Below are 22,759 nucleotides of genomic sequence, written 5' to 3' on the forward strand. Positions count from 1 at the left end.
GTGGATTGAGAGTTTTTTGATTTATTTTAAAGGATATCTGTGGGATCACTCTATTTGCTTCACCTTCCCCCTCTGTTGCGACACCGCGTTGTTGGGCGGAAGAATCAATCTGGTTTTAAGGAATACCTCTTCGCTGAGGTCAGACCTTGACGATATAGATACACATACCTAAGGAGGAAGAAACCATGTACAAAGTGTTAGTGTCGGACCCAATCAGTGATCTGGGAATCCAGCAACTGGTGGATGCAAATGATGTTGTTGTTGAGAAGAAAACCGGTCTTAGTGAAGATGAACTTGTTGCCATTATTGGTGATTATGATGCCCTCTTGGTTCGCAGCCAGACTCGTGTAACAGATCGTATTATGACGGCTGGTACCAACCTTAAGGTGATCGGACGTGCAGGTGTTGGTGTAGATAACATTGATCTGGAAGCTGCTACACAGCGCGGTATTATCGTTATTAATGCACCTGATGGCAATACCATCACAACCTGTGAGCACACGTTTGCCATGATGATGGCATTGGCACGACACATTCCTCAGGCCTACGCCAAAACAATTCAGGGTACGTGGGATCGTAAAACCTTCCTGGGTGTGGAATTAAGAAATAAAACGCTCGGTGTACTGGGTATGGGACGGATCGGTAGTGAAGTTGCCAAGCGCGCCAAAGCATTCGGAATGGACATTCTTGCTTACGACCCGTTCCTCACGGAGGAGCGTGCCGAGAAGCTGCAAGTGAAACTTGCTAGTGTAGATGATATCATTCGCAATGCGGACTTCATGACCGTTCACACGCCATTAACACCGGAAACACGGCATATGATTTCACGTCCACAATTCGAAGTGATGAAAAAAGGCATGCGTATCATCAACTGTGCCCGTGGTGGTGTAGTTGACGAGATGGCACTTGTGGAAGCCATTGATCAAGGTATTGTTGCTGGTGCAGCATTTGACGTATTTGAAAGCGAGCCGCCAGCCGCTGATCACCCGTTCCTGAATCACCCAAGCATTATCGTTACGCCTCACCTTGGTGCATCCACAGTAGAAGCACAAGAGAACGTGGCTATCGATGTATCGGAACAAGTTCTTCATATTCTGCGCAATGAACCGTTCAAGAACGCAGTTAACATGCCTGCTGTTGCACCAACCGTGATGAACAAATTGCAGCCGTATTTCAAACTGGGTGAAACGTTGGGTAGTTTTGCAGCACAGATTACACAAAATGCAGTGCAAGAGATTCGGATCGACTATGCTGGTGAACTTTCTGAAGTAGATACTTCTCCTCTCACACGTTACATTGTGAAAGGGATTCTCGCCAGACATTTGGGTGGGGAAGCCAACATCGTTAACTCCATGCATCTGGCCAAAATCCGTGATCTGAATGTGGTTGTAAGCCAAACCTCAACAACTAAAGGATTTACTAACCTGATTACCGTAACATTGGTTACAACTCAGGATGCTGAGGAACGCCGTGTAGCAGGTACATTGCTTGCAGGTTATGGAGAACGTATTGTTCGTCTGGACAAATTCCCGGTAGATATCGCTCCGGAAAGTCATCAAATTTTGATCTCCCACAACGATAAACCAGGTATTATCGGACGTGTAGGAACCCTACTTGGACAAAACGATGTCAACATCGCCTCCATGCAAGTTGGACGTAAAATTATTGGTGGTGCAGCGATCATGATTCTGACCGTAGATAAAGCTGTTCCAAAAGATGTGCTTGTGCAGCTTGCTGCGCTGCCAGAAATCAATACTGCTGTTGAAATTGTTCTGGAATAATCAAAATATTTTTAAATGTATAAGAAGAGACGGGACCCTTGTGGTTCCGTCTTTTTTGTCGCTAAGTAAATTGCGTATTCATTTCAATTTTAAAATTAATTTTACTTCTGGCCGTGCGGAACTGACTCTTTCGGTCGTCCCAAACATCTAATGTAGGATTGACCACTACTACCTGGAAAGAAAGAGAAACCCAAGATCTTAAATTGATCTGGGTTTCTCGAGAATCAAATGCACCAATCTCATATGAGTTCCGCTTCTTTTGCCTATTAGGGAAATAGTCTTAATACATTATCGAACTATTAACTTAACTGAATAATGTTTAGTGTAGATCCCGGAGGAGAAAGAATAGCTGTGCCAACGAGCCCGAGTAATTGTAACTGTATTGTTGAACCAGCGGTAACGGTAATCATAAAGTCCGACTGCAGCTGACTGAGAGAAAGTACTGGAGATACTACACTCGCTGGAATAGCTGTACCGTTAAGTAAAACCCGAGATTGGATAGCAAGTGCAGCTGTCAGACTTATTTTGTATGAGATGTAGTAACGACCTGCGTTGGTCAGTGTGAAGGTGTCATTAGCCCCATTGACGGTTATACCTGTGCCAATATTTTGGTTATTCGGTAATGGAACGAGTGTACCACCCAATATTACAACAATCGTACCATTAGTGTTCTCAGCAAAAGCCGAGTTAGATGTTACAGATGTTCCAGTTGCACCTGTTGCACCTGTTGCTCCGGTTACTCCGGTACTTCCGGTACTTCCGGTACTTCCGGTTAAGCCCACTCCCGTGGCTCCTGTAGCTCCTGTTCCCCCAGTCGCACCAGTTGCTCCGGTGCTTCCCGTTAGGCCAACTCCCGTAGCTCCCGTTATACCTGTGGCCCCTGTTTCCCCAGTGACACCAGTTGGCCCGGTACTTCCCGTTGCTCCGGTTTCCCCCGTCGCACCAGTTGCCCCGGTGCTCCCCGTTACGCCGATTCCCGTTGCTCCCGTTATACCTGTCGCTCCGCTTTCCCCCGTAACACCAGTTGCTCCGGTACTTCCTGTTACACCGACTCCCGTGGCTCCGGTTATACCTGTCGCTCCTGTTCCCCCAGTGACACCAGTTACCCCGGTGCTTCCCGTTATGCCGACTCCTGTGGCTCCCGTTATACCTGTCGCTCCGGTTTCCCCTGTGATACCAGTCACCCCGATGCTTCCCGTTATGCCGGCTCCCGTGGCTCCCGTTATACCTGTCGCTCCGGTTTCCCCTGTGATACCAGTTACCCCGGTGCTTCCCGTTACGCCAACTCCCGTGGCTCCGGTTATACCTGTGGCTCCTGTTCCCCCAGTGATACCAGTTACCCCGGTGCTTCCCGTTATGCCGACTCCCGTGGCTCCGGTTATACCTGTGGCTCCTGTTTCACCTGTAGCTCCAGTAGTACCTGTTACGCTTAATCCCGTGGCTCCTGTGATCCCCGTCGCCCCAGTCAACCCTGTAACACCAGTCGCTCCTGTCTCACCAGTTGCCCCAGTTCCTCCAGTTCCTCCAGTTACTCCTGTTGATCCCGTTACGCTTAATCCTGTGGCTCCTGTAATTCCAGTTGCCCCGGTTAGCCCCGCAACACCAGTCGCTCCGGTTTCACCAGTACTTCCTGTAACTCCAATGCCGGTTGCTCCTGTCACACCTGTCGCTCCTGCTCCAGCGATCAACGTGTAATCTGGTGAAGTCCCCGGCGTTCCGGTTGGCGATGCCGCATTCGCAATATACGTACTGCCGTTGAACGTTACTACTTGACCCGCTGGATACGTTGGGGCTACGGCTGGATCGAATGGTACAATGCCACTCAAACCTACGCCTGTCGCTCCCGTTTCACCAGTTGCCCCGGTTCCTCCAGTTACTCCTGTTGATCCCGTTACGCTTAATCCTGTAGCTCCTGTAATTCCAGTTTCCCCGGTCAACCCTGTAAGACCAGTCGCTCCGGTTTCACCCGTACTTCCTGTAACTCCAACTCCAGTTGTACCGGTCACACCTGTCGCTCCTGCGCCCGCAAGCAACGTGTAATCCGGTGAAGTCCCCGGCGTTCCGGTTGGCGATGCCACATTTGCAATATACGTACTGCCGTTGAACGTTACGACTTGACCCGCTGGATACGTTGGGGCTACGGCTGGATCGAATGGTACAATGCCACTCAAACCTACGCCTGTCGCTCCCGTTTCACCAGTTGCCCCGGTTCCTCCAGTCACTCCTGTTGATCCCGTTACGCTTAATCCTGTGGCTCCTGTAATTCCCGTCGCCCCAGTCAACCCTACAAGACCAGTCGCTCCTGTTTCACCAGTTGCCCCAGTTCCTCCAGTTACTCCTGTTACGCTTAATCCCGTGGCTCCTGTAATTCCCGTCGCCCCGGTTAACCCTGTAAGACCAGTCGCTCCTGTTTCACCAGTACTTCCCGTTACTCCAACTCCAGTTGCACCGGTCACACCTGTCGCTCCTGCGCCAGCAATCAACGTGTAATCCGGTGAAGTCCCCGGCGTTCCGGTTGGAGATGCCACATTTGCAATATACGTACTACCGTTAAACGTTACGACTTGACCTGCAGGATACGTTGGGGCCACGGCTGGATCGAATGGTACAATGCCACTCAAACCTACGCCTGTCGCTCCTGTTACGCCGGATGCTCCTGTTTCACCAGTACTTCCCGTTACTCCAACTCCAGTTGCACCGGTCACACCTGTCGCTCCTGCGCCAGCAATCAACGTGTAATCCGGTGAAGTCCCCGGCGTTCCGGTTGGAGATGCCACATTTGCAATATACGTACTACCGTTAAACGTTACGACTTGACCTGCAGGATACGTTGGGGCTACGGCTGGATCGAATGATACAATGCCACTCAAACCTACGCCTGTCGCTCCAGTTGCCCCGGTTCCTCCAGTTACTCCTGTTGATCCCGTTACGCTTAAACCCGTGGCTCCTGTAATTCCCGTCGCCCCAGTCAACCCTGTAAGACCAGACGCTCCTATAGCTCCGGTACTTCCCGTTACTCCAACTCCAGTTACTCCTGTAACTCCCGTTGCTCCTGCTCCAGCAAGCAACGTGTAATCCGGTGAAGTCCCAGGCGTTCCGGTTGGCGATGCCACATTTGCAATATACGTACTACCATTGAAAGTGACGACCTGACCCGCTGGATACGTTGGGGCTACGGCTGGATCAAATGGCACTAGGCCTGTCAATCCCGCCCCGGTTGTTCCCGTTACACCTGACGCACCTGTGGCTCCTGTAGGTCCTGCACCTGCAAGCAATGTATAGTCTGGCGAAGTACCTGGCGTACCCGTAGGAGAAGCCACAGTCGTTATATACGTACTGCCATTGAAGGTAACGACCTGACCTGCTGGGTACGTTGGAGCTACTGCAGGGTCAAACGGAACTGCACCATTGAGACCGATGCCCGTAGCTCCGGTCGCACCTGTAACTCCCGATCCTGCTAACAACGTATAATCTGGAGAACTTCCTGGCGTACCCGTTGGCGAAGCGAGATTTGTAATGTAAGTACTGCCACCAAACGTGACGATCTGTCCAGCTGGATATGTTGGGGCTAATGCGGGATCGAATGGCACGATGCCACTTAATCCTGCACCTGTGGCTCCAGTTACACCAGTCGCCCCCGCAGCAGCGATTAATGTGTAATCCGATGAAGATCCCGGTGTTCCTAGAGGACCAGCTACACTTGCAATGTAAGTACTACCATTATACGTAATGACTTGACCTGCTGGATAACCCGGGGCGAGCGCTGGATTAAATGCTACTGCTCCTGTCAAACCACCTCCGGTTGCTCCCGTTGCTCCAGTCGTTCCACCCGACAGCAAAAGAGTGTAGTCTGGAGAACTTCCGGGTGTACCCAAGGGACCGTTTACATTGGCAACATAAAGACTGCCATCGTAGCTTACTACTTGACCTTGAGCATAAGTTGGTCCCAGTGCAGGATCATATGCAGTAATATTGTTCAAGCCAACACCAGGTGCTCCTGCCGGCCCCTGTGCTCCCTGTGGACCGACTGGGCCAACCGGCCCTACTGGTCCAATTCCTCCAGGTGTACCAGTAGCCCCTTTCACCCCAGGGACTCCCGGGACACCGGGTACCCCCGGAACTCCTGGCACTCCCTGTGGACCAGCTGGTCCGGTAATCCCTCCAGTTCCAAGAGTTGTCGTCGCCCGGCTTAGCGATATGGAGATCGATCGAATTAATCCCACAAGTTTATCTTTTTCTGCAGGTGGTACTTCCAGAAGCAGCGTCACACTTAACAAGTCATCCAGTAAGTTCTGCAAGTTACCTGCGAGATTAATAAGAGGAACAGGGACAACCTCTGAACCTGCAATCGTTAATTCCAATACGGCTTGTAATTCTGCCTTTACCCCCGCACGAAATCCGGATTGATTCACAAAAGTAAGTAACTGGCGTAATGCGTTCTGCAAAGACATTATATTGGCTGAAGTCGGCTGACTGATTGCAGCAGGAATAGCCACAGCCAAAGAACGCAGTGTAGATTCAAACTCCTCCAGTTCTCTTGTAGTTATTGGAATAAACGGAGAGCCCGCTCTAAAAGATCTGCCGTCCAGAAAAGCTTTAATATTGACCCTTTTTCGATCATCGGACATGCTTATCTCAATCCTCCTCTATCTTGCTTGCTTTTCAAGCTTATGTAACATAGGAAGGAAAATTATCTTGGACACTCTTTTTAGTCAAAAAAAGACCATTCATGTTCCACGTTGAACAAGATTAAACGGTAGTCTTCAACAAAAAAACACCCTCCTTAAGAGGGTGTTTCCGCACTTTTTGTATGAAATTCAGGCTATTTCGATGAATCCAAAGGAAATTGCAAAATAAACTCTGTTCCTTCGCCAAGCACACTATTGACAGTAATCATGCCCTGATGCGCATCAACAATATTTTTCACAATCGCTAAACCAAGCCCCGTACCTACACTTTCTCCCCGAACACGAGCCTTGTCTGCTTTGTAGAATCGTTCAAAAATAAATGGCAAGTCGGATGAAGGGATACCTACACCCTGATCCTTCACAGAAACTCTGACAAATGGAGCACGAAGATAAGTGACCCTCTCGGCTGAGATCATTACATTTTTGCCAGTAGGTGTATGTCTGAACGCATTATCCAGCAAATTCGTAAATACTTGCTCAAGTCGATCCTCATCTGCCTGTTGAAGTTCAATAGTTGGTTGTTCGAACTTAAATTGCAGTTGAATTCCCTGTTCTTTTGAACGCACCGAGAACTTCCGATATACACGTTCAAGTAGCTCTCCGAGGTCAACTTCCTTCATCACCATGTCCGTGTGTCCAGCTTCCATCCGCGCAAGGTCAAGCAAGTCTTTAACCAGTCTGCCCATCCGCAAGGACTCATCATGAATGACTTGGATCAGTTCTTCGCTCTCTTCGGGTGAGGTTGCCATGCCGTCCAGAAGCGCTTCGCTGTAGCCTTGCATCATGGATAATGGGGTACGTATCTCATGAGATACGTTGGCCACGAAATCACGCCGCATCTTCTCCAGACGCACTTCTTCTGTTACATCTCTTAAGACAGCCACAGCCCCTCTGACAACACTGTCAGCATACAACGGTGCCATCTGAACAGACCAGACACCTTGCTGTACGTGAACATTGGAGTTCTGGTCCCCACCTTGCTCCATCACCATTCTGAATAAAGGAAGAAGGGGCTCAGGTACATCACGCGATGTCTTGTCAGACTGCTCGGATTCTTGTCCTTCGTCCATTTTTGCCCAATCGAGATCATACCATGTCTGCATGATCTTTTCTCCAGGCGGATTCGTCAGAATAACTTTACCTTCACCATCAAATGTAACCACCGCATCGGTCATGCTGCGAAGCACACTCGCCAAATGTTCCTTCTCATGGTTAAGGTTTCGAATATTATCTTCCAGTTGGGCAGCCATATGATTAAATGTGTTGGCAAGTTCACCAATCTCATCACTCGTTACCAGGGAGAGACGTGTTCCGTAGTTCCCTTTGCGAATCGCATTGGCTGCCTGAATCAATTGCTGCATGGGTTGCGTTATTTTGGTGAATAGAAACAATGCAAAAAACGTGGTTAAACTGAATCCGATAATACAGATATAGGTGAACAACCGCTTAATATCTCTGGATTCGGATTCTGCAAAGTTTGTATCAATGTAGGGCAGCAAAAAAAGACCCAGCGCTATAAGTACACAACCCACAAGGCAGATAATAGTGATCCATAACTTCCCGACCAGTGATCTCCAGAAACTAAAACTACTTCGGTACTTCCAGTTTATAACCCACACCCCACACCGTCGTAATCATGGCCGCCGATTCAGGCGATACCTTGTTAAGTTTCTCGCGAAGACGCTTCACGTGCGTATCCACGGTACGAAGATCGCCAAAGAATTCGTAATTCCATACATCTTTGAGCAATTCTTCTCTGGAGAAAACTTTGTCGGGAGATGTTGCCAGGTAGTGCAGCAATTCATATTCTTTCGGTGTAAGACTAATCTCTTCGCCACCAGCGGTTACCCGGTGGGCATCATGCTCAATAACCAGATGCGGGAACACGATGTTGTTACTCGAATTGCTCTCCTTGGAGAGATAAGCTGTCGCGGAAGATCGACGCAAAATCGCTTTGACGCGATAAATCACTTCACGCGGGCTGAATGGTTTTACAACATAATCATCAGCGCCAACTTCGAAGCCTTGAACCCGGTTAATCTCTTCACCTTTTGCAGTGAGCATCAAAACCGGCGTTGATTTCACCTGACGAAGACGGGTACACACTTCAACACCATCCATACCCGGCAACATCACATCAAGCAAAATCAGCCCGTAGTCCCCTGCTGTTGCTTTACGCAGCGCAGTTTCCCCATCCTCAGCTTCATCGATTTCATAACCTTCTTTTTCAAGATACATTTTCAAAAGCCTGCGGATTCTCTCTTCGTCATCCACGACCAGTATTCGATTCTCATGTTCAGCCATGCCTCTCCAGCCCCTTTGCAATAACTCCTCATCACTTCTATTATGTTCGATCTGGCGAACAATATTTGAATACCCTTCAATAAAAAGGTACATTTGTGTTTCCCGCTTCTAAACTCAACCTTTGCAATACAAGTCTGTCCTAGTCAGCTCCAGCATAAGAATGTAATCCGGCAATGATCAAATTCACCCCAACTAGTGTAAACATGACGACCAGGAAGCCAAGAACTGCAAGCCATGCAGACTTCTGACCTTGCCAACCTCTGGATAAACGCAAATGCAGATACACACTATAATATAGCCACGTAATCAATGCCCACACCTCTTTAGGGTCCCAACCCCAAAAGCGACTCCAGGCAATCTGAGCCCAGATCATGGCAAAAATTAATGCTCCCAGCGTAAATATCGGAAAACCAATGGCAATCGCGCGATAACTTATCTCATCCAGATCATCGGCATCGATTCCATCCATCATTGGTTGTAACGCTTGTCCCAGTGGTCTGCGCACAAGAAGTCGTACAATTCCATACAGGATTAGACCTACAATAAGTGACCAAACCACCGTATTCAGCTTGCGCCCGGCATTTACCCCGTTCATCCAGGAAGGCGTCTCAAGTAAAGGTTTTTTCATGCCAAGAAACGGTGTCATGCTCTCCACTTCGCTATTATATGGTGCAAAAATCGGAGGCATGCGATAAATCACTTTCTCTATTGTACTATTTTCCTGTACCTCTGTGTCAATGCTGACCGTTTTCTGTACAAAAACCGCCTCGTAACCAGCTGTACGAAAGGCAAATACCGTTCCGATAAATCCGATGACTACAACGATCGTAACCAGGGTGAATTCAACCCATCCTCGTTGACGTCTTGAAGACTTGTCTTTACCACTGAAATCAACAGTACGGAGCAAATACATGAACCCTGCGGCAAAACCCACGGCGAAGAATGCTTCACCAAGCGCAGCCAATGTCACGTGAATTTTCAGCCAAATGGACTGAAGCGCCGGGATTAATGGTTGTACCTCCTGAGGAAATACAGCGGCGTACGCCATAATAATAATGGTAAGTGGTAAGGCAAACAAACCCAGTAATGACTTTCGGTATATGGCATATACAACAATAAATGCAACCATGATCATCATGGACAGAAAAGACATGAACTCATACATGTTACTGACCGGGATATGACCTGCCCCAGCCCATCGGGTTACAAAAAATACGATATGCGCCGCCAAGGCAACAGTCGAAGCGATAAAAGCTCTTTTACCCCAGCGATTCATATGGTCCAGAGGATCACGATTACTCCATTTTTTGCCCATGACCGCGACAGCATATAACAAGAATGCAGCACAATAGAGAAAGAAAGATACGATAAATGCGTCGCTGCTGAAATCCAATAATCTCATGCCTGGTTCCCCCCGTTATCCAACGACTTCTCTTCAACTTCCAGATTCATCTGTTTCAAAACGGCCGCAACTTCACGCCTGAAGCCAAACCAGTTTTTGTTGGTATGTCCACCCAAGGTGAGCTGTTTATCATCAAAACGAATCCAAATGCGGCGATGATGCCAATAAAAACCCATGACCAGACCCAACATAACAATACCGGCTCCTACCCACACAAAAGGCATTGCCTTATCCACTCTTATATTGAGATAACTTACGGACTGAATAATATCGACCTTGTCCATGCTGTCTACTTCCAGCTGTAAAGGAATATCAGCTCCAATCAGCTGTTGGTTAATCGCATCCTGTTGAAACCGTTGTTTATCAATCTGCTTCGCAAAGTACAGATATTGTATCCCCTCTTCGGGCAGATCCGGTCCCTTGATGAGAAAGAGAAAAGCAGGTGCATTAGGTGAAGGCGATTTTGATTTGGGCTGACCATTCTCATCCAATCCAAAGTCCATAAACTTTTCTTTTACCGTAAGCTTATAAGGACCAGCTTCAAATGTTCTTTGGGTATCTACCATATCGATCTTGAGTGCCCCGTATACTTCACCCGTCTTTGTATTGACCAGATCAGGTGTTACGGACCGAATGGTGGGTGTTAGATCATAATCAAACTGATATGCTTTCAGACCGTTATAATTCAATGGATGATTCACGCGTACATCATGTCTGGCCACCTCAGCTAACTGAGGTTTCTTCGAGAGATCCGAACAATCTGCTGTACATTCATACAAAACAACTTTTGTTTCGAACAGTTTCGGAACGGTTTTATTGAGGTTACGGAATTGCTCAGGTACTTCTTCCTCACTGTAGAATTCAACATTAAACTTTTCATTTTGGAGATACATCGACGTATTCGGGATCTTTTTGATCTCACCTTCAGGAAAAGCGACATGCTCGTCCAGATTCAGACCTGGAAGCCCTCGTGCGAGCACCGCCAGCAGAAATATAATGAGTCCAATATGGATGACATATGGGCCCCATCGACTGAATCGCTGTTTCTCTGCGAGTAATGCATCACCCTGGGTGTGCACGCGGTATCCTTTCTTTTTCAGTGGCGTAACCGCTTTCTTAATCCAGTCTTCTGGTGCCTCTTCGATGGTACCTTGGTACACGAGACGCTGTCTTGTCAAAAATTGCGTATGCTTACGTATTCTTTGTTTATTCAGTGCTTTGTAGAGCGGCAGGACGCGATCCAGACTGCATATCACCAATGATGCCCCAATCAGCACCAGCAGTAGAATAAACCACCAGGATTCGTATGTATGGGATAAACCCAACAGATAATAGATATGTCCCAACTGACCGTATGTTTCTTTGTAGTACACGGAAGGATCGATATTCAGAAATGTACTTTCTTGCGGATAGATTGTACCAAGCATAGAACCTACAAGCGTAAAAACAATCATATAGACGGCAATTTTAACGGAAGAAAAAAAGTTCCATATGCGGTCAATGATGTTGGGATTACTACGCTGTGAACGGCGCGCCATGCCATCATAACGCATTTCCAACACTTCATCCGATTTAGCTTCAGACTCCAGCAGCGGTTTCCCACATGCTTCACATAGTACAGTGCCTACCGGATTCTGGTGTCCGCACTCACATTTGGTATTTTGGAACACGAATAGACCTCCTGTCAGGGCTGCTTCGCCAGTTGCGAAATTTGAGCGTCAAGTGTGTCCAAATCAAGTTGACCGATATGAATGGTAGAGATTTTGCCCGTGTCGGATACAAAGAATGTCGTTGGCATCGGAGAGATCCCAAAATCACGAACCGAGTTTTTCTCCCGATCAAGCATGATTGGAAACGTAACCCCAACCTGCCGAACAAAATTATCCACGGTCATCTGGTCTTCTCCAACATTAATCCCGACAAATTGCACTCCCTGTTCCTTCCATTTGTCAGCTTGCGCCTGAAGTGCAGGCATTTCTTTAACACAAGGTTCACACCATGTGCCCCAGAAATTGATCACCATCGCTTTTCCTTTGTACTCATCAGACGTATGAACTTGACCATCCAGGCCCAGCAGTTCAAAAGAAGGAGACTTGTCCCCTTCCTTTGGCTTGCCATTCGAGCCGGATACCGATGTCGTAATCGCATATCCGCCCAACACCAGGATCAATAACAAAATGACGATTTGCACCGTTCTTCTTGATTTCCCCATGTGCTGCTCCCCTTTTAAGTGACTGTAGCATTCGCATCTTATTGGTCTAAGACAACTGTGAACATCCTATGAACAATTATAGCGAATTTCGTCACAAAACTGCGGCGGTTTTATGAAAATTATGTGTCCTCACATTACCTTTTTTTCATTTTTTTGGCTGGTTCTGATTGTGCGAGGGTAATTAGGTTGTTAACTTCTTCTTTGGTCAGATGACGTGTCAGACCACGTTTCAGGTTTTGTAGCAAAATACCACCAAACGAAATCCGTTTCAGACGGGTTACCGGATGGTTGATTGCCTCGAACATACGTCTAACCTGACGGTTACGTCCTTCATAGATCGTAATGGAAATGACCGACTCATTGGCCGCTGTATCCACATCTTTGTACTCTACCTCTGCAGGAGCAGTCATGCCGTCATCCAGCATAATGCCTGTCTTTAATTTCTCCAGAGCTGTACCATGCGGCACACCTTTAACCGTTGCATGATACGTTTTGGGTACGTGATGCTTCGGATGCGTCAGCAAATGTGCAAACTCACCATCATTGGTAAGGATCAATAAGCCCTCTGTGTCATAATCCAGACGACCCACAGGATATACACGTTCCTTGACACCTTTCAGGTAGTCGGATACAATTTTCCGACCTTCCGGGTCAGATGCACTTGTGATTACGCCTTTTGGCTTGTTTAACATCAAGTACACTTTTTTCTCACTGCGGATCGGTTTTCCATTAACCGTAATCATATCCTCTTCGGGGTTCGCTTTTGTACCCAGTTCGGTTACGACCTCCCCGTTAACTTCTACTTTGCCGGACAGGATTAGTTCCTCGCTCTTGCGGCGGGATGCAATGCCTGCCTGTGCGATAATTTTTTGTAATCTTTCCATGTTTGTCATGTCACCTCACACTAATGATACCCATCACGCAAGGAAATCACAAGGATAATCCAAGGATTTTGTAAACTGGCGACACGAATATGCATTTTAGGCTACCTTCCCCTTTGAGGTTGACGCAAAAAAAGCCTGCCTTTACACGACCTGTTGAACACAGATGGCGTAAAGATAGACCTTTTTCTCAAATCATTTAATTGGAAACTTTGCCGGCAACTGCAAACTGTTTTTTGGCAGGTTTAGTACTCTCTTTAATGAAAGTCTGCAATGTTTTGGAAGTAATATAATAAGTACGTCCACCGTACACAAATGTCATCATACCAATGACCCGGTTGTTCTGATCCATAACAGGACCACCTGAATTACCTTGGGCCATGGATTTCACAATACTGCCGATTCCCTTTTTACCTGGAACGTCCGAAGCTTGAGAACTGAACACTCTGCTTTTGGCTATCGTATTGTAGGTTGAAGGAAAATCTTCATCCAGGATGACAAGATCACCAGCAGGATTTTTGGGAAATCCAATCGTATAGACAACCTGGTTATCCCTTGCATTAGCAAATGTGACCGGTTGGGCATCTATTTCCTTGTCCAGCTTCAGCAGTGCCATGTCTGTGACCGGATCTGTCTTAATAATTTTCGCCTTTATAGGTTTACTAAGGGAACCCGGGCTTGCAACAGTCAGTGTACCTTCATCACCATCAGACAGTTCAGCAAAACTCTGAACGACATGGTAATTCGTGAGCACTTCATCCTTTGAGATCAATATTGAGGTACCAACATCATAATATACCATATCGGGTTCATCCTGCTTGACCAAACGTACATTCACGACTGGAAAAGAATCCGCTGTGACTGCCATTTGTGCACGCAGCTGTTTGTCGAAGTGACCTGTAAAATGTATCGTCTGAACGGCTTGAGCTGCCGCCAACCCCGTTGACCCCGCGAGCATTGCAACAGCAAGCACGCCTGACATTCCGACACGGAGCATTCGTTTCCAACTCTTCTGCATGTCTCACTCTCCTCCGCTATTATTCTAGCATATCTAATATATCGGAAGGAAAGGAGATATCTTTTAACCAAAAACGAGCAAACAAATGGCGAGGGCAGCAATAAAACCAACGACATCGGAAAACAACCCTACTTTGAGTGCATACCGACCGTTCCTTATGCCTACAGCTCCAAAATAAACAGTCAGCACATATAACGTGGTGTCTGTACTTCCCTGAATCGTAGATGCCATACGTCCAATCATGGAGTCAGGGCCATGGGTTTTGATCAGATCGGTTGTAAACGCCAGAGAGCCTGTCCCCGTTAAAGGACGCAGTATTCCGAGTGGCAACACTTCCCCTGGAACACCCATCCATGACACAAGTGGAGCGAACAGACTAATCACAAAATCCAGTGCACCCGAGGCACGAAATACGCTGATTGCGACCATCATGCCCACGAGATGCGGAATAATACTGATTGCAGTAGAGAATCCATCCTTGGCCCCATCAACAAAGGATTCGTAAACCGGGACCTTTTTGGTAAACGCATATAATGGAACAAACGCGATAATAACCGGGATGGCCCAGACGGAGATCCAGTTGATGAAGGTTAACAAAGTTGCTCATCCTTTCATGCCGGGATTGCCACTTTTCTGTATGTGCGGCGGTTTGTGTAATGCCCTGTTCCGATACCAGCGATCGGCGATTATAGCAGCAAGTGTAGCGATAATGGTAGCCATCAATGTTGTTCCCACAATCTCTGTAGCATTGGCGGAATGATAGTTTAAGCGGATGGCGATCAGCGTTGTCGGAATAATGGTAATACTAGCCGTATTCAGAGCCAGTAAGGTGCACATGGCAGGAGAAGCTGTTTGTTTGTCCGGATTAAGCTCCTGCAGCTGTTGCATGGCTTTGATTCCCATCGGAGTAGCCGCATTTCCTAGCCCCAGCAGATTGGCACTCATATTAGAGAGAATATAACCCATCGCCGGATGATTTTTGGGCACATCGGGGAACAGGAAGCCAACAACCGGACCGAGCAGCTTGGCAATCCGGGCCAGGAGACCCGCATCTTCAGCCATTTTCATCATGCCCATCCAGAACACTAGCACACTAATCAGTCCAAAACAGACCGTGACTCCCGTTGCCGCCCCATCAAAAGCAGCTTGCGTGACCACTTCGATATTGCCGTTGACGGCTGCAAAAGCAAATCCGATTAAAATCATGAGCAGCCAAATTAAATTAATCACGGATTATATCATCCCTTCAATGGCGATTTAGCTAAGGAGACAATAGATGGCTTAACACGGCACGCCATGCAGCTGCCCAGGAAGAGACATCACCGATTCCACCCAGTGTTGCATCTTCTGTCTTCGGTTCAGGAGGAATATAACTGCCTTTGCGATACACGGGAATTGAGCCAACAAGTTTGCCGTCAAGCTGCATATCAATGCGACCTGCCAATCCGAACGAAGGATCTGTCGATTGTTCCTTGCCTTCCGTTTCCGACTGTCCTCGATTTTCGTGTAGTATCAATTTCTTGGTCAATGAGCCTTGTTCACTCTTAGCCAGTGGGTACCAGAATCCCCGGCCCGTAACGACATCCGTATTTTGCACAGGCTGTTCTTGCTTGGCGACCTCTACCAATGGGAAGTATTCAAACCCGAAATCTAGCATCCGAGCATGATCGTTCCAATCGTTTCCGTCGTTCAGCGTTACCGCGGCGAGCTGCTGTCCATTACGTGTAGCGGAGCTGACCAAACATCTGAAAGCTTTTTTTGTGTAGCCGGTCTTCACTCCATCCGCACCTTCATACATCCGCAGCATTTTATTTTTATTGTGCCAAGAGTATTCCCAGCTTTCATTGGGGTTCGGTGCGGATTTGTCCTCCGTGGCTACGATGCGTTTGAACACCGGATTGTGCAACGCATATGCCGTTAATCGGGCCAAGTCATTGGCTGTAGAATAGTGACCTTCTGCATCCAGTCCATGAGGGTTCATAAAATGGGAATGCGTCAGACCGATTTGCTCCGCCTTTTTGTTCATTAACAGGACAAAGCCTTCTTCCGATCCACCTACATGTTCCGCTATTGCAGAGGCCGCGTCATTGCCTGAACGGAGCATTAGCCCGTACAACATGTTCTCCAGCGTCATCTCTTCACCTAACTTGAGATAGAGAGATGATCCTTCTTTGGCAAAAGCAGTGGGTGTCACTTTAACTTTTTCATCCAGCTTGCTGTGTTCAATCGCAACGATCGCTGTCATGATTTTGGTCAAGCTGGCAATTCGCAGTTCCTTATCCCCATCTTTGCTGTATAAGATCCGGCCTGATGTCACATCAATGAGAGCAGCGCTTTGCGCATGTGTAGACGGACCTTGAATTGTTGCCTGGGCTTGAGTAACCCCAAATGAAGACAGCAAGAAGACAGGGATAAGCATGCATGCAATGACTTTCGTTATTTTTCGCATCGATTCATTCCTCCGGGTCACTTGGAATCTTGTACTATCTTATGTCCGGACAACTTGGAGTATGTCCCATAGGGCAAAAACAGCAAAAATCCCTCACGCTTGGATGCGGGAGGGATCATGACGAAATGATTCAGCTATAAGTTGATGGGTCTGGTGTAACGGGTACATCTGATGTATTCGTTTGTGTTGTATTACGTTGGAACATGCCCTGGATTCGGTCAAGAACATAAGGGGTAGAGTCAATGAGCTTCTCAAACAAATGCGTGGAGTTATCGAGTGGTACAATGTGTACCCCTTGTTTACCAACGACAAGAAATGCGATTGGGCGTATGGAAACTCCACCACCACTACCTCCACCAAAAGGTGAAGATACAGAGGCATGCTCTGTCTTCGCTCCTGTCGTGGAACCTGTCTCCTTGTTCTTTTCATCATTCACGCGAAAATCGCTACCACCTGCTGCAAATCCGAAACCCACTTTACTGATCGGCAGAATGACTGTACCGTCAGGTGTTTCAACTGCATCGCCAACGATAGTATTGACATCCACCATGGCCTTGATATTTTCCATTGCAGTTTCCATTAAGCCTTGAATTGGATGATCTGACATCTGAATTCCCTCCAGTTTCAATGTAAGCTAGGTTTGATCTAACCATATGATCCCCAAACTCCAGGGGACTTATGTAACAAATGCATTTTATCCATATCCTGCGATTTCTCAGTCTCATCTGGGCTAAAATGTGTAACGAGTGTTCTACACATCACTGTACCCATCAGAAACTGCCAGTCCAAATTGAGAAAACATGAACGAATAACACATTGCTGTCTTCAAAGAGTTACGGTTTTGCCCCTTCGAGCTTTTGTTTCTCCTTGTGTTTACGACGCTGCTCCCGCAGTAGATTGAACCACATCCGCCATCCGCCCTCGACTTGTAACACTCGGGTTAATAACCTTATTCCTGCAACCATAATGGCTGTAATCCGGATCTTCAATCGGAATTCAAGTTCCGTCCGGAACTCCATCTCATCTGACCATACCGGTATAACTTCAAGCATTGGCGTCTTTTCAAACTTAACCTGATAGGTCAGAAAACCAATGATAATGGACTTGATTCCCCATACCCAACCCGTAAGGACAGCCGTATACGCTGCATCACCAACCCCGATGTGGGTAGCCCAGGACAGTTGAGTCATATGTACGCGTGTGAGTGTTTGCTTAAGCCACAGCTTGAGCGAGTCCGTTGCCCTAAGCATGATTTTCACATCTTTAGCCCACTTCTTGACTTTGCGTTTGTTGACCCTCTCGCTTCCCTGGACCTCCCCTCTCGAATGATTCATGGATTGTTCGGTCTTGACCAGAAAACCTTCCTTCATATTGCGAAAAACAATACTCGGGATCTCATAGTTAATGCGCACAATTCCATAGAGAAGACGAACATTAATATTGGCGTAATCATCACTTTTATGTTTACTGAATGTAAAATGTACATGAACATTTGAGATGAGGACTGCGGCAATCAGCAATGCGAACAACAAACCGATTCCTCCAAGCCAAATCCACACAGGCCTTACCTCCAAGCCCTCAATTCTTTTCTCGTCTAGTATGGCACTTTGAATAGGAAAAAATTCACGTCTGACCTAAAAATCCCATTTCATATTTGTTTGGAACCGGTCCGTAACCTTTTATATACACAAATTGGTCTAAAGATTAGTTACACTGGTCACTCCGATGACAGAATAACCTTCCGATCGCTGTTATCCCAGATTTTTTTGATTCCCTTCTCTAAAGGGTAAATCCGGGGATAAAGGCGAACACTCCGTTTCTTCAGATTATTTCTGTCCTCTCCGTTCTGTGTACAATGTTTAGTTCAATTCATCTAAAAATAATACACAAAAAAACCGACTCCACTGATGGGTGCCGGTTAGTATGAGCTTGCAAATTAGAGTGAAGAATCCGTACTATCATCTTCGCTGTCGATATGACTTAGATCATCCGCCAGATCAGCACTTTCCGGTTCCAGTTGTTGCAAATCCAATTTGTTGAATAACAGTTGTGTCTCTTCCTCCAGGTTCTCCGAATCTTCGAACAAGCCTGGTTCCGGTAGGTCTTTAATTGAAGCCAATCCGAAATAATCTAGGAATGACTTGGTCGTTCCGTACAGAATTGGTCGTCCGATCGCCTCGGCTCGTCCCACTTCAATAATCAGATCCTTATTCACAAGTGTATGAATGGCCCGCTCCGATTTTACACCGCGGATTTCCTCAATCTCTACCCGTGTAATGGGCTGCCGGTACGCTACAATAGCCAGCGTCTCCAGAGCCGCTTGGGATAAGGATGTTCGTGCTGGAGAGTACGCCAGTTTCTCAAAATACACAGCATGCTCAGGCAAGGTGCCCAACTGAACTACACCAGCGATCTTGAGAATCTGTACACCTCTTCCCTGCTGTGAAAATTCATGAATCATCTCCTCAATCGAGTCCGTTACAAGCTCCACTCGCTGGTCGACGATCTCGGCGATTTGTTTGATACTCAGACCTTCTTCTCCGGACAAAAACAGCAGGCCTTCAATAATCGATTTCAATTTCGGAAAATCCATGATTCTTTGTTTCCCCTCTCCACTCCATAACGATATCCTCAAACATCCGTTCCTGATAACAGACAATCTGCTTCATCTTCATCAGTTCCAGCACCGCCAGAAAAGTGACAACAATCTCATGGCGATAGATATGCTCATCCATCAACTTGGAGAATAACAGTCTGCCTCCCGGCCCCATACTTTCCAAAGCGCCGATGACATCCCGTATCCGGTCCTTAACCGAAATCTCATCCCGTTTGATTCGGGTTACAGTTGTACGCTTCTCAGCCTTGCGTAGCGCCTTCTGGAATGCTGCAATCAGATCAGAGGTGTGTAAACCCTCAACCGGGTTCGATTGGGCTTCTACGGGCATATAGGGGCGCAAATCCTCGGGCTCTTTGGAAAATATAAGGCTGCGTTCCCACTCCCGTTCATGAAGATGACGTGCAATTCCCTTGTACTTGCGATATTCTATCAGACGTGCAATCAGCTCTGCACGTGGATCATAATCTTCTTCTTCCATATAATCATAATCCTCGAAATCCTCAATGACCGGTGGTTTGGGCAATAAAAGTTTGCTCTTGATCGACAGCAATGTTGCTGCCATGACCAGAAATTCACTCGTAATATCCAGTTCCAGTTCCTGCATCGAATGCAGGTACGCCATGTATTGATCGGTAATATCGCTGATGGGAATATCCTGGATATGAATTTCAGCCTTATCAATCAGATGAAGCAGCAGATCCAAAGGCCCTTCAAAAGTCTCCAGTTTGTATGTAACTACCGTCACTAGACGAATCCTCCCGCCACAAAAATACAAAACCCTGCTAAGCCGTCCGAATCCGGTTTCCCGTGTTCGTCTGCGCAAAGCAGGGCACTACTATTAAATAAGCACTATTTTAGCTGTTTCGTCAAGTTTGCCATCTCGATTGCCGCCGTAGCCGCATCCCAACCTTTGTTACCCGCCTTGGTTCCGGCACGTTCAATCGCTTGTTCAATATTTTCTGTTGTAACCAGTCCAAAGATTGTAGGCACGCCTGTTTTCAGGTTGATTGCCGCTACCCCTTTAGCCATCTCGTTGCACACATAATCGTAATGCGTAGTGGACCCACGAATGACAGTTCCCAAGGTAATTACTGCATCATACTTGCCGCTCTCCGCCATTTTCTGCGCTATTAAAGGGATTTCGAACGCACCAGGAACCCAGGCTACATCCACTTCCTCATCCTTCACGCCGTGACGTTTGAATGCATCGAGCGCTGCGCTAAGCAATTTGCTCGTGATGAATTCATTGAAACGTCCAACAACAACTCCATATCTTAATCCTTCTGATACTAAATGTCCTTCAAAAAATTGTGCCATTCAAGTCATCTCCCTAACGGTATAATGTAATGTAAGTAACGGAAATCCCTAATTAATCTCTTCCATAAATTACATAGTGAACGTTATTCAACTAAAATATATTTACTCTTCGTTCTGCTCGATATCATCAAACTTGAGCATATGCCCCAACTTGGCTTGCTTGGTATGAAGATACACCGTATTGTCCTCGTTCTCCTCCATCTGGATCGCGACACGCTCTACGACTTCAAGTCCATATCCTTCAAGACCTTTAATTTTACGAGGGTTGTTAGTTAGCAGTCTGATCTGACGAACCCCAAGGTCTTTCAGAATTTGAGCGCCAATTCCGTAATCACGCAAGTCAGCAGCAAAACCCAAACTCAGGTTTGCGTCAACAGTATCCATACCTTCCTCTTGCAGCTTATAGGCTTTGAGTTTGTTGATCAGCCCAATCCCCCGACCTTCCTGTCTCATATATAACAGTACGCCATTGCCTTCCTCGTGAATCTGTTTGAGTGCCGCATCAAACTGCGGACCACAGTCACAACGATGCGAATGGAATACATCACCTGTCAAACATTCAGAGTGCACACGTACAAGCACAGGTTTCGAACCATCAATTTCTCCTTTGACCAAAGCCACGTGTTCCTTATTGTCCACAGCATTTGTATAAGCCACCGCTTGAAACTCACCAAAGTCAGTTGGCATACGCACAGCCACTTCACGTTGAACCAGCTGTTCTTTTTCGTTACGGTAACGAATCATGTCCTGAATACTGATCAGCTTCAGATCATGTTTGCGGGCAATCTCCTGCAGATCCGGAAGTCTGGCCATCGTGCCATCTTCCTTAATCACTTCACAGATAACGCCAGCAGGGTAGGAACCACACATGATAGCAAGATCTACTGCAGCTTCCGTATGTCCGGCACGCCGGAGTACACCGCCGTCTTTTGCAATCAACGGGAACATGTGACCAGGCTTACGGAAGTCCCCGGCTTTCGCCTCAGGATCAATCAGACCTTTCACAGTAATAGAGCGTTCATGTGCCGAGATACCTGTTGTCGTATCTTTGTGGTCCACAGAAACGGTGAAAGCTGTTCCATGGAAATCCGTATTTTGTTGAACCATTGGTTTCAGGTTAAGTTCGTCCGCACGTTGTTGTGTAATCGGAACACAGACCAGACCTCTACCTTCAGTAATCATGAAATTAATGACTTCAGGTGTCGCCTTTTCGGCCAAAGCGATAAAATCGCCTTCATTCTCCCGATCTTCATCATCCACAACAATGACGGGTTTACCACGCATGAGATCATATATGGCTTCTTCTATTGTGTCCAGAATGGATTGTTCTGACATTGGTCCACCTCCAGTTAATTTCTGTTCTCTATTTATACAAATCCGTGATTGGAGAGAAAATCTTCACTGATACTGCGCGGCTTGCCAGCCTCCGTCTCCCGATGTCCTCTGCCATACTGGAGCAGATGATCCACATATTTGCCCAAAATATCGCATTCGATATTAATGGTATCCCCTGTCTTTTTCACATTTAGTACAGTTTCACCAATGGTATGCGGGATAATGGAAACCGTGAATGCGGTATCCGATGTATGGACAACGGTCAAGCTAATGCCATCCAGTGTAACCGATCCTTTGGGGATCAAATATTTGAACAACTGGTGATCATCAGGCTTGATCTCAAACACAATTGCATTCTGATCACGTGTTATACTGCCAATCACTCCAGTACCATCGACATGGCCCTGTACGATATGTCCGCCAAAACGACCGCCTGATTGCATGGCCCGCTCCAGATTAACTTTACTGCCTGATTGCAGCTGACTGAGATTGGTATGGCGATAGGTTTCAGGCATTACATCGGCGCTAAAACCTCCACCTTCGAGCGTTGTCGCAGTTAAGCACACGCCGTTCACTGCTACACTATCACCAATCTTCAGATCGTCCATGATGGCGGAAGCTCCGATATTCAGGACCATCGCTTCGCCTTTCCGACCAATACGCCGGATCTGACCGACTTCTTCCACCAAACCGGTAAACATGCTGCCGCCTCCCTTTTTCAAGTTATAAAAAACCTAACTTTCTACTTTCAAATC

The 22,759-nt window shown here is 47.0% G+C and carries 19 protein-coding genes; 1 reads left to right on the forward strand and 18 read right to left on the reverse strand.

The genetic code is table 11. The features are described from left to right. Window positions 1–185 precede the first annotated feature (185 nt). Window positions 186–1,781 carry a phosphoglycerate dehydrogenase gene (gene serA, locus NST33_RS20105; protein WP_047843574.1) on the forward strand — a complete coding sequence of 532 codons (1,596 nt, stop codon included), beginning with the start codon at window positions 186–188 and terminating at the stop codon, window positions 1,779–1,781. A gap of 299 nt (window positions 1,782–2,080) precedes the next feature. Here the strand turns inward: serA and NST33_RS20110 are convergent, their stop codons facing one another. The 18 genes from NST33_RS20110 to ribE (NST33_RS20195) all read right to left on the reverse strand — a co-directional run bounded on the left by NST33_RS20110 (window position 2,081) and on the right by ribE (NST33_RS20195) (window position 22,705). Next, the gene (locus NST33_RS20110) at window positions 2,081–6,409 is read right to left on the reverse strand and encodes a collagen-like repeat preface domain-containing protein (protein ID WP_339304821.1); all 4,329 of its coding nucleotides are present in this window, start codon (window positions 6,407–6,409) and stop codon (window positions 2,081–2,083) included. Window positions 6,410–6,603: 194 nt separating this feature from the next. Further along, window positions 6,604–8,001 carry a HAMP domain-containing histidine kinase gene (locus NST33_RS20115; RefSeq protein WP_017687665.1) on the reverse strand — a complete coding sequence of 466 codons (1,398 nt, stop codon included), beginning with the start codon at window positions 7,999–8,001 and terminating at the stop codon, window positions 6,604–6,606. Between the two features lie 55 nt (window positions 8,002–8,056). Beyond that, window positions 8,057–8,773 carry a response regulator transcription factor gene (locus NST33_RS20120; protein ID WP_017687664.1) on the reverse strand — a complete coding sequence of 239 codons (717 nt, stop codon included), beginning with the start codon at window positions 8,771–8,773 and terminating at the stop codon, window positions 8,057–8,059. A gap of 139 nt (window positions 8,774–8,912) precedes the next feature. Continuing rightward, window positions 8,913–10,175 carry a cytochrome c biogenesis protein CcsA gene (ccsA, locus tag NST33_RS20125; protein WP_017687663.1) on the reverse strand — a complete coding sequence of 421 codons (1,263 nt, stop codon included), beginning with the start codon at window positions 10,173–10,175 and terminating at the stop codon, window positions 8,913–8,915. After that, window positions 10,172–11,845, reverse strand: coding sequence for a cytochrome c biogenesis protein ResB (locus tag NST33_RS20130; RefSeq protein WP_339304823.1), 1,674 nt, complete (start codon window positions 11,843–11,845; stop codon window positions 10,172–10,174). Before NST33_RS20130 ends, ccsA begins: the two co-directional genes overlap by 4 nt. 14 nt (window positions 11,846–11,859) lie before the next feature. Then, window positions 11,860–12,387 (reverse strand): redoxin family protein, encoded by a 528-nt coding sequence (locus NST33_RS20135; protein WP_221822071.1) that lies wholly within the window; start codon window positions 12,385–12,387, stop codon window positions 11,860–11,862. A 134-nt stretch (window positions 12,388–12,521) separates the two neighbouring features. Continuing rightward, window positions 12,522–13,271, reverse strand: a complete 750-nt coding sequence (locus tag NST33_RS20140) for a pseudouridine synthase (RefSeq protein ID WP_036607741.1) — start codon at window positions 13,269–13,271, stop codon at window positions 12,522–12,524. 196 nt (window positions 13,272–13,467) lie between these two features. Continuing rightward, window positions 13,468–14,286 carry a serine protease gene (locus tag NST33_RS20145; protein ID WP_339304825.1) on the reverse strand — a complete coding sequence of 273 codons (819 nt, stop codon included), beginning with the start codon at window positions 14,284–14,286 and terminating at the stop codon, window positions 13,468–13,470. 63 nt (window positions 14,287–14,349) lie between these two features. Further along, the gene (locus tag NST33_RS20150) at window positions 14,350–14,883 is read right to left on the reverse strand and encodes a spore maturation protein (RefSeq protein ID WP_017687658.1); all 534 of its coding nucleotides are present in this window, start codon (window positions 14,881–14,883) and stop codon (window positions 14,350–14,352) included. Window positions 14,884–14,889: 6 nt separating this feature from the next. After that, on the reverse strand, window positions 14,890–15,516 hold the full coding sequence (locus tag NST33_RS20155) for a nucleoside recognition domain-containing protein (protein WP_339177557.1): 627 nt from the start codon (window positions 15,514–15,516) through the stop codon (window positions 14,890–14,892). Between the two features lie 31 nt (window positions 15,517–15,547). Next, a complete protein-coding gene (locus tag NST33_RS20160; RefSeq protein ID WP_339177560.1) occupies window positions 15,548–16,735 on the reverse strand; it encodes a D-alanyl-D-alanine carboxypeptidase family protein in 1,188 nt (395 codons plus the stop codon). Between the two features lie 130 nt (window positions 16,736–16,865). Further along, a complete protein-coding gene (gene ytfJ / locus NST33_RS20165) occupies window positions 16,866–17,342 on the reverse strand; it encodes a GerW family sporulation protein (protein WP_221822074.1) in 477 nt (158 codons plus the stop codon). Between the two features lie 226 nt (window positions 17,343–17,568). Then, entirely contained in the window at window positions 17,569–18,294 is a 726-nt protein-coding gene (locus NST33_RS20170; RefSeq protein ID WP_339304827.1) for a DUF2953 domain-containing protein, read from the reverse strand. Window positions 18,295–18,671: 377 nt separating this feature from the next. Beyond that, a complete protein-coding gene (gene scpB / locus NST33_RS20175) occupies window positions 18,672–19,328 on the reverse strand; it encodes an SMC-Scp complex subunit ScpB (RefSeq protein ID WP_339304829.1) in 657 nt (218 codons plus the stop codon). Further along, window positions 19,297–20,097 (reverse strand): segregation/condensation protein A, encoded by an 801-nt coding sequence (locus tag NST33_RS20180; protein ID WP_036672308.1) that lies wholly within the window; start codon window positions 20,095–20,097, stop codon window positions 19,297–19,299. The genes scpB and NST33_RS20180 overlap by 32 nt, the downstream gene beginning before the upstream one ends. A 104-nt stretch (window positions 20,098–20,201) precedes the next feature. After that, a complete protein-coding gene (gene ribE / locus NST33_RS20185; protein ID WP_076215868.1) occupies window positions 20,202–20,669 on the reverse strand; it encodes a 6,7-dimethyl-8-ribityllumazine synthase in 468 nt (155 codons plus the stop codon). 102 nt (window positions 20,670–20,771) lie between these two features. Next, on the reverse strand, window positions 20,772–22,004 hold the full coding sequence (locus tag NST33_RS20190; RefSeq protein WP_076215865.1) for a bifunctional 3,4-dihydroxy-2-butanone-4-phosphate synthase/GTP cyclohydrolase II: 1,233 nt from the start codon (window positions 22,002–22,004) through the stop codon (window positions 20,772–20,774). Between the two features lie 32 nt (window positions 22,005–22,036). Further along, a complete protein-coding gene (gene ribE / locus NST33_RS20195) occupies window positions 22,037–22,705 on the reverse strand; it encodes a riboflavin synthase (protein WP_221822079.1) in 669 nt (222 codons plus the stop codon). Window positions 22,706–22,759: the final 54 nt, after the last annotated feature.

Source organism: Paenibacillus sp. FSL L8-0435 (assembly GCF_037965655.1).
In the GTDB taxonomy this organism is placed as follows: Bacteria; Bacillota; Bacilli; order Paenibacillales; family Paenibacillaceae; genus Paenibacillus.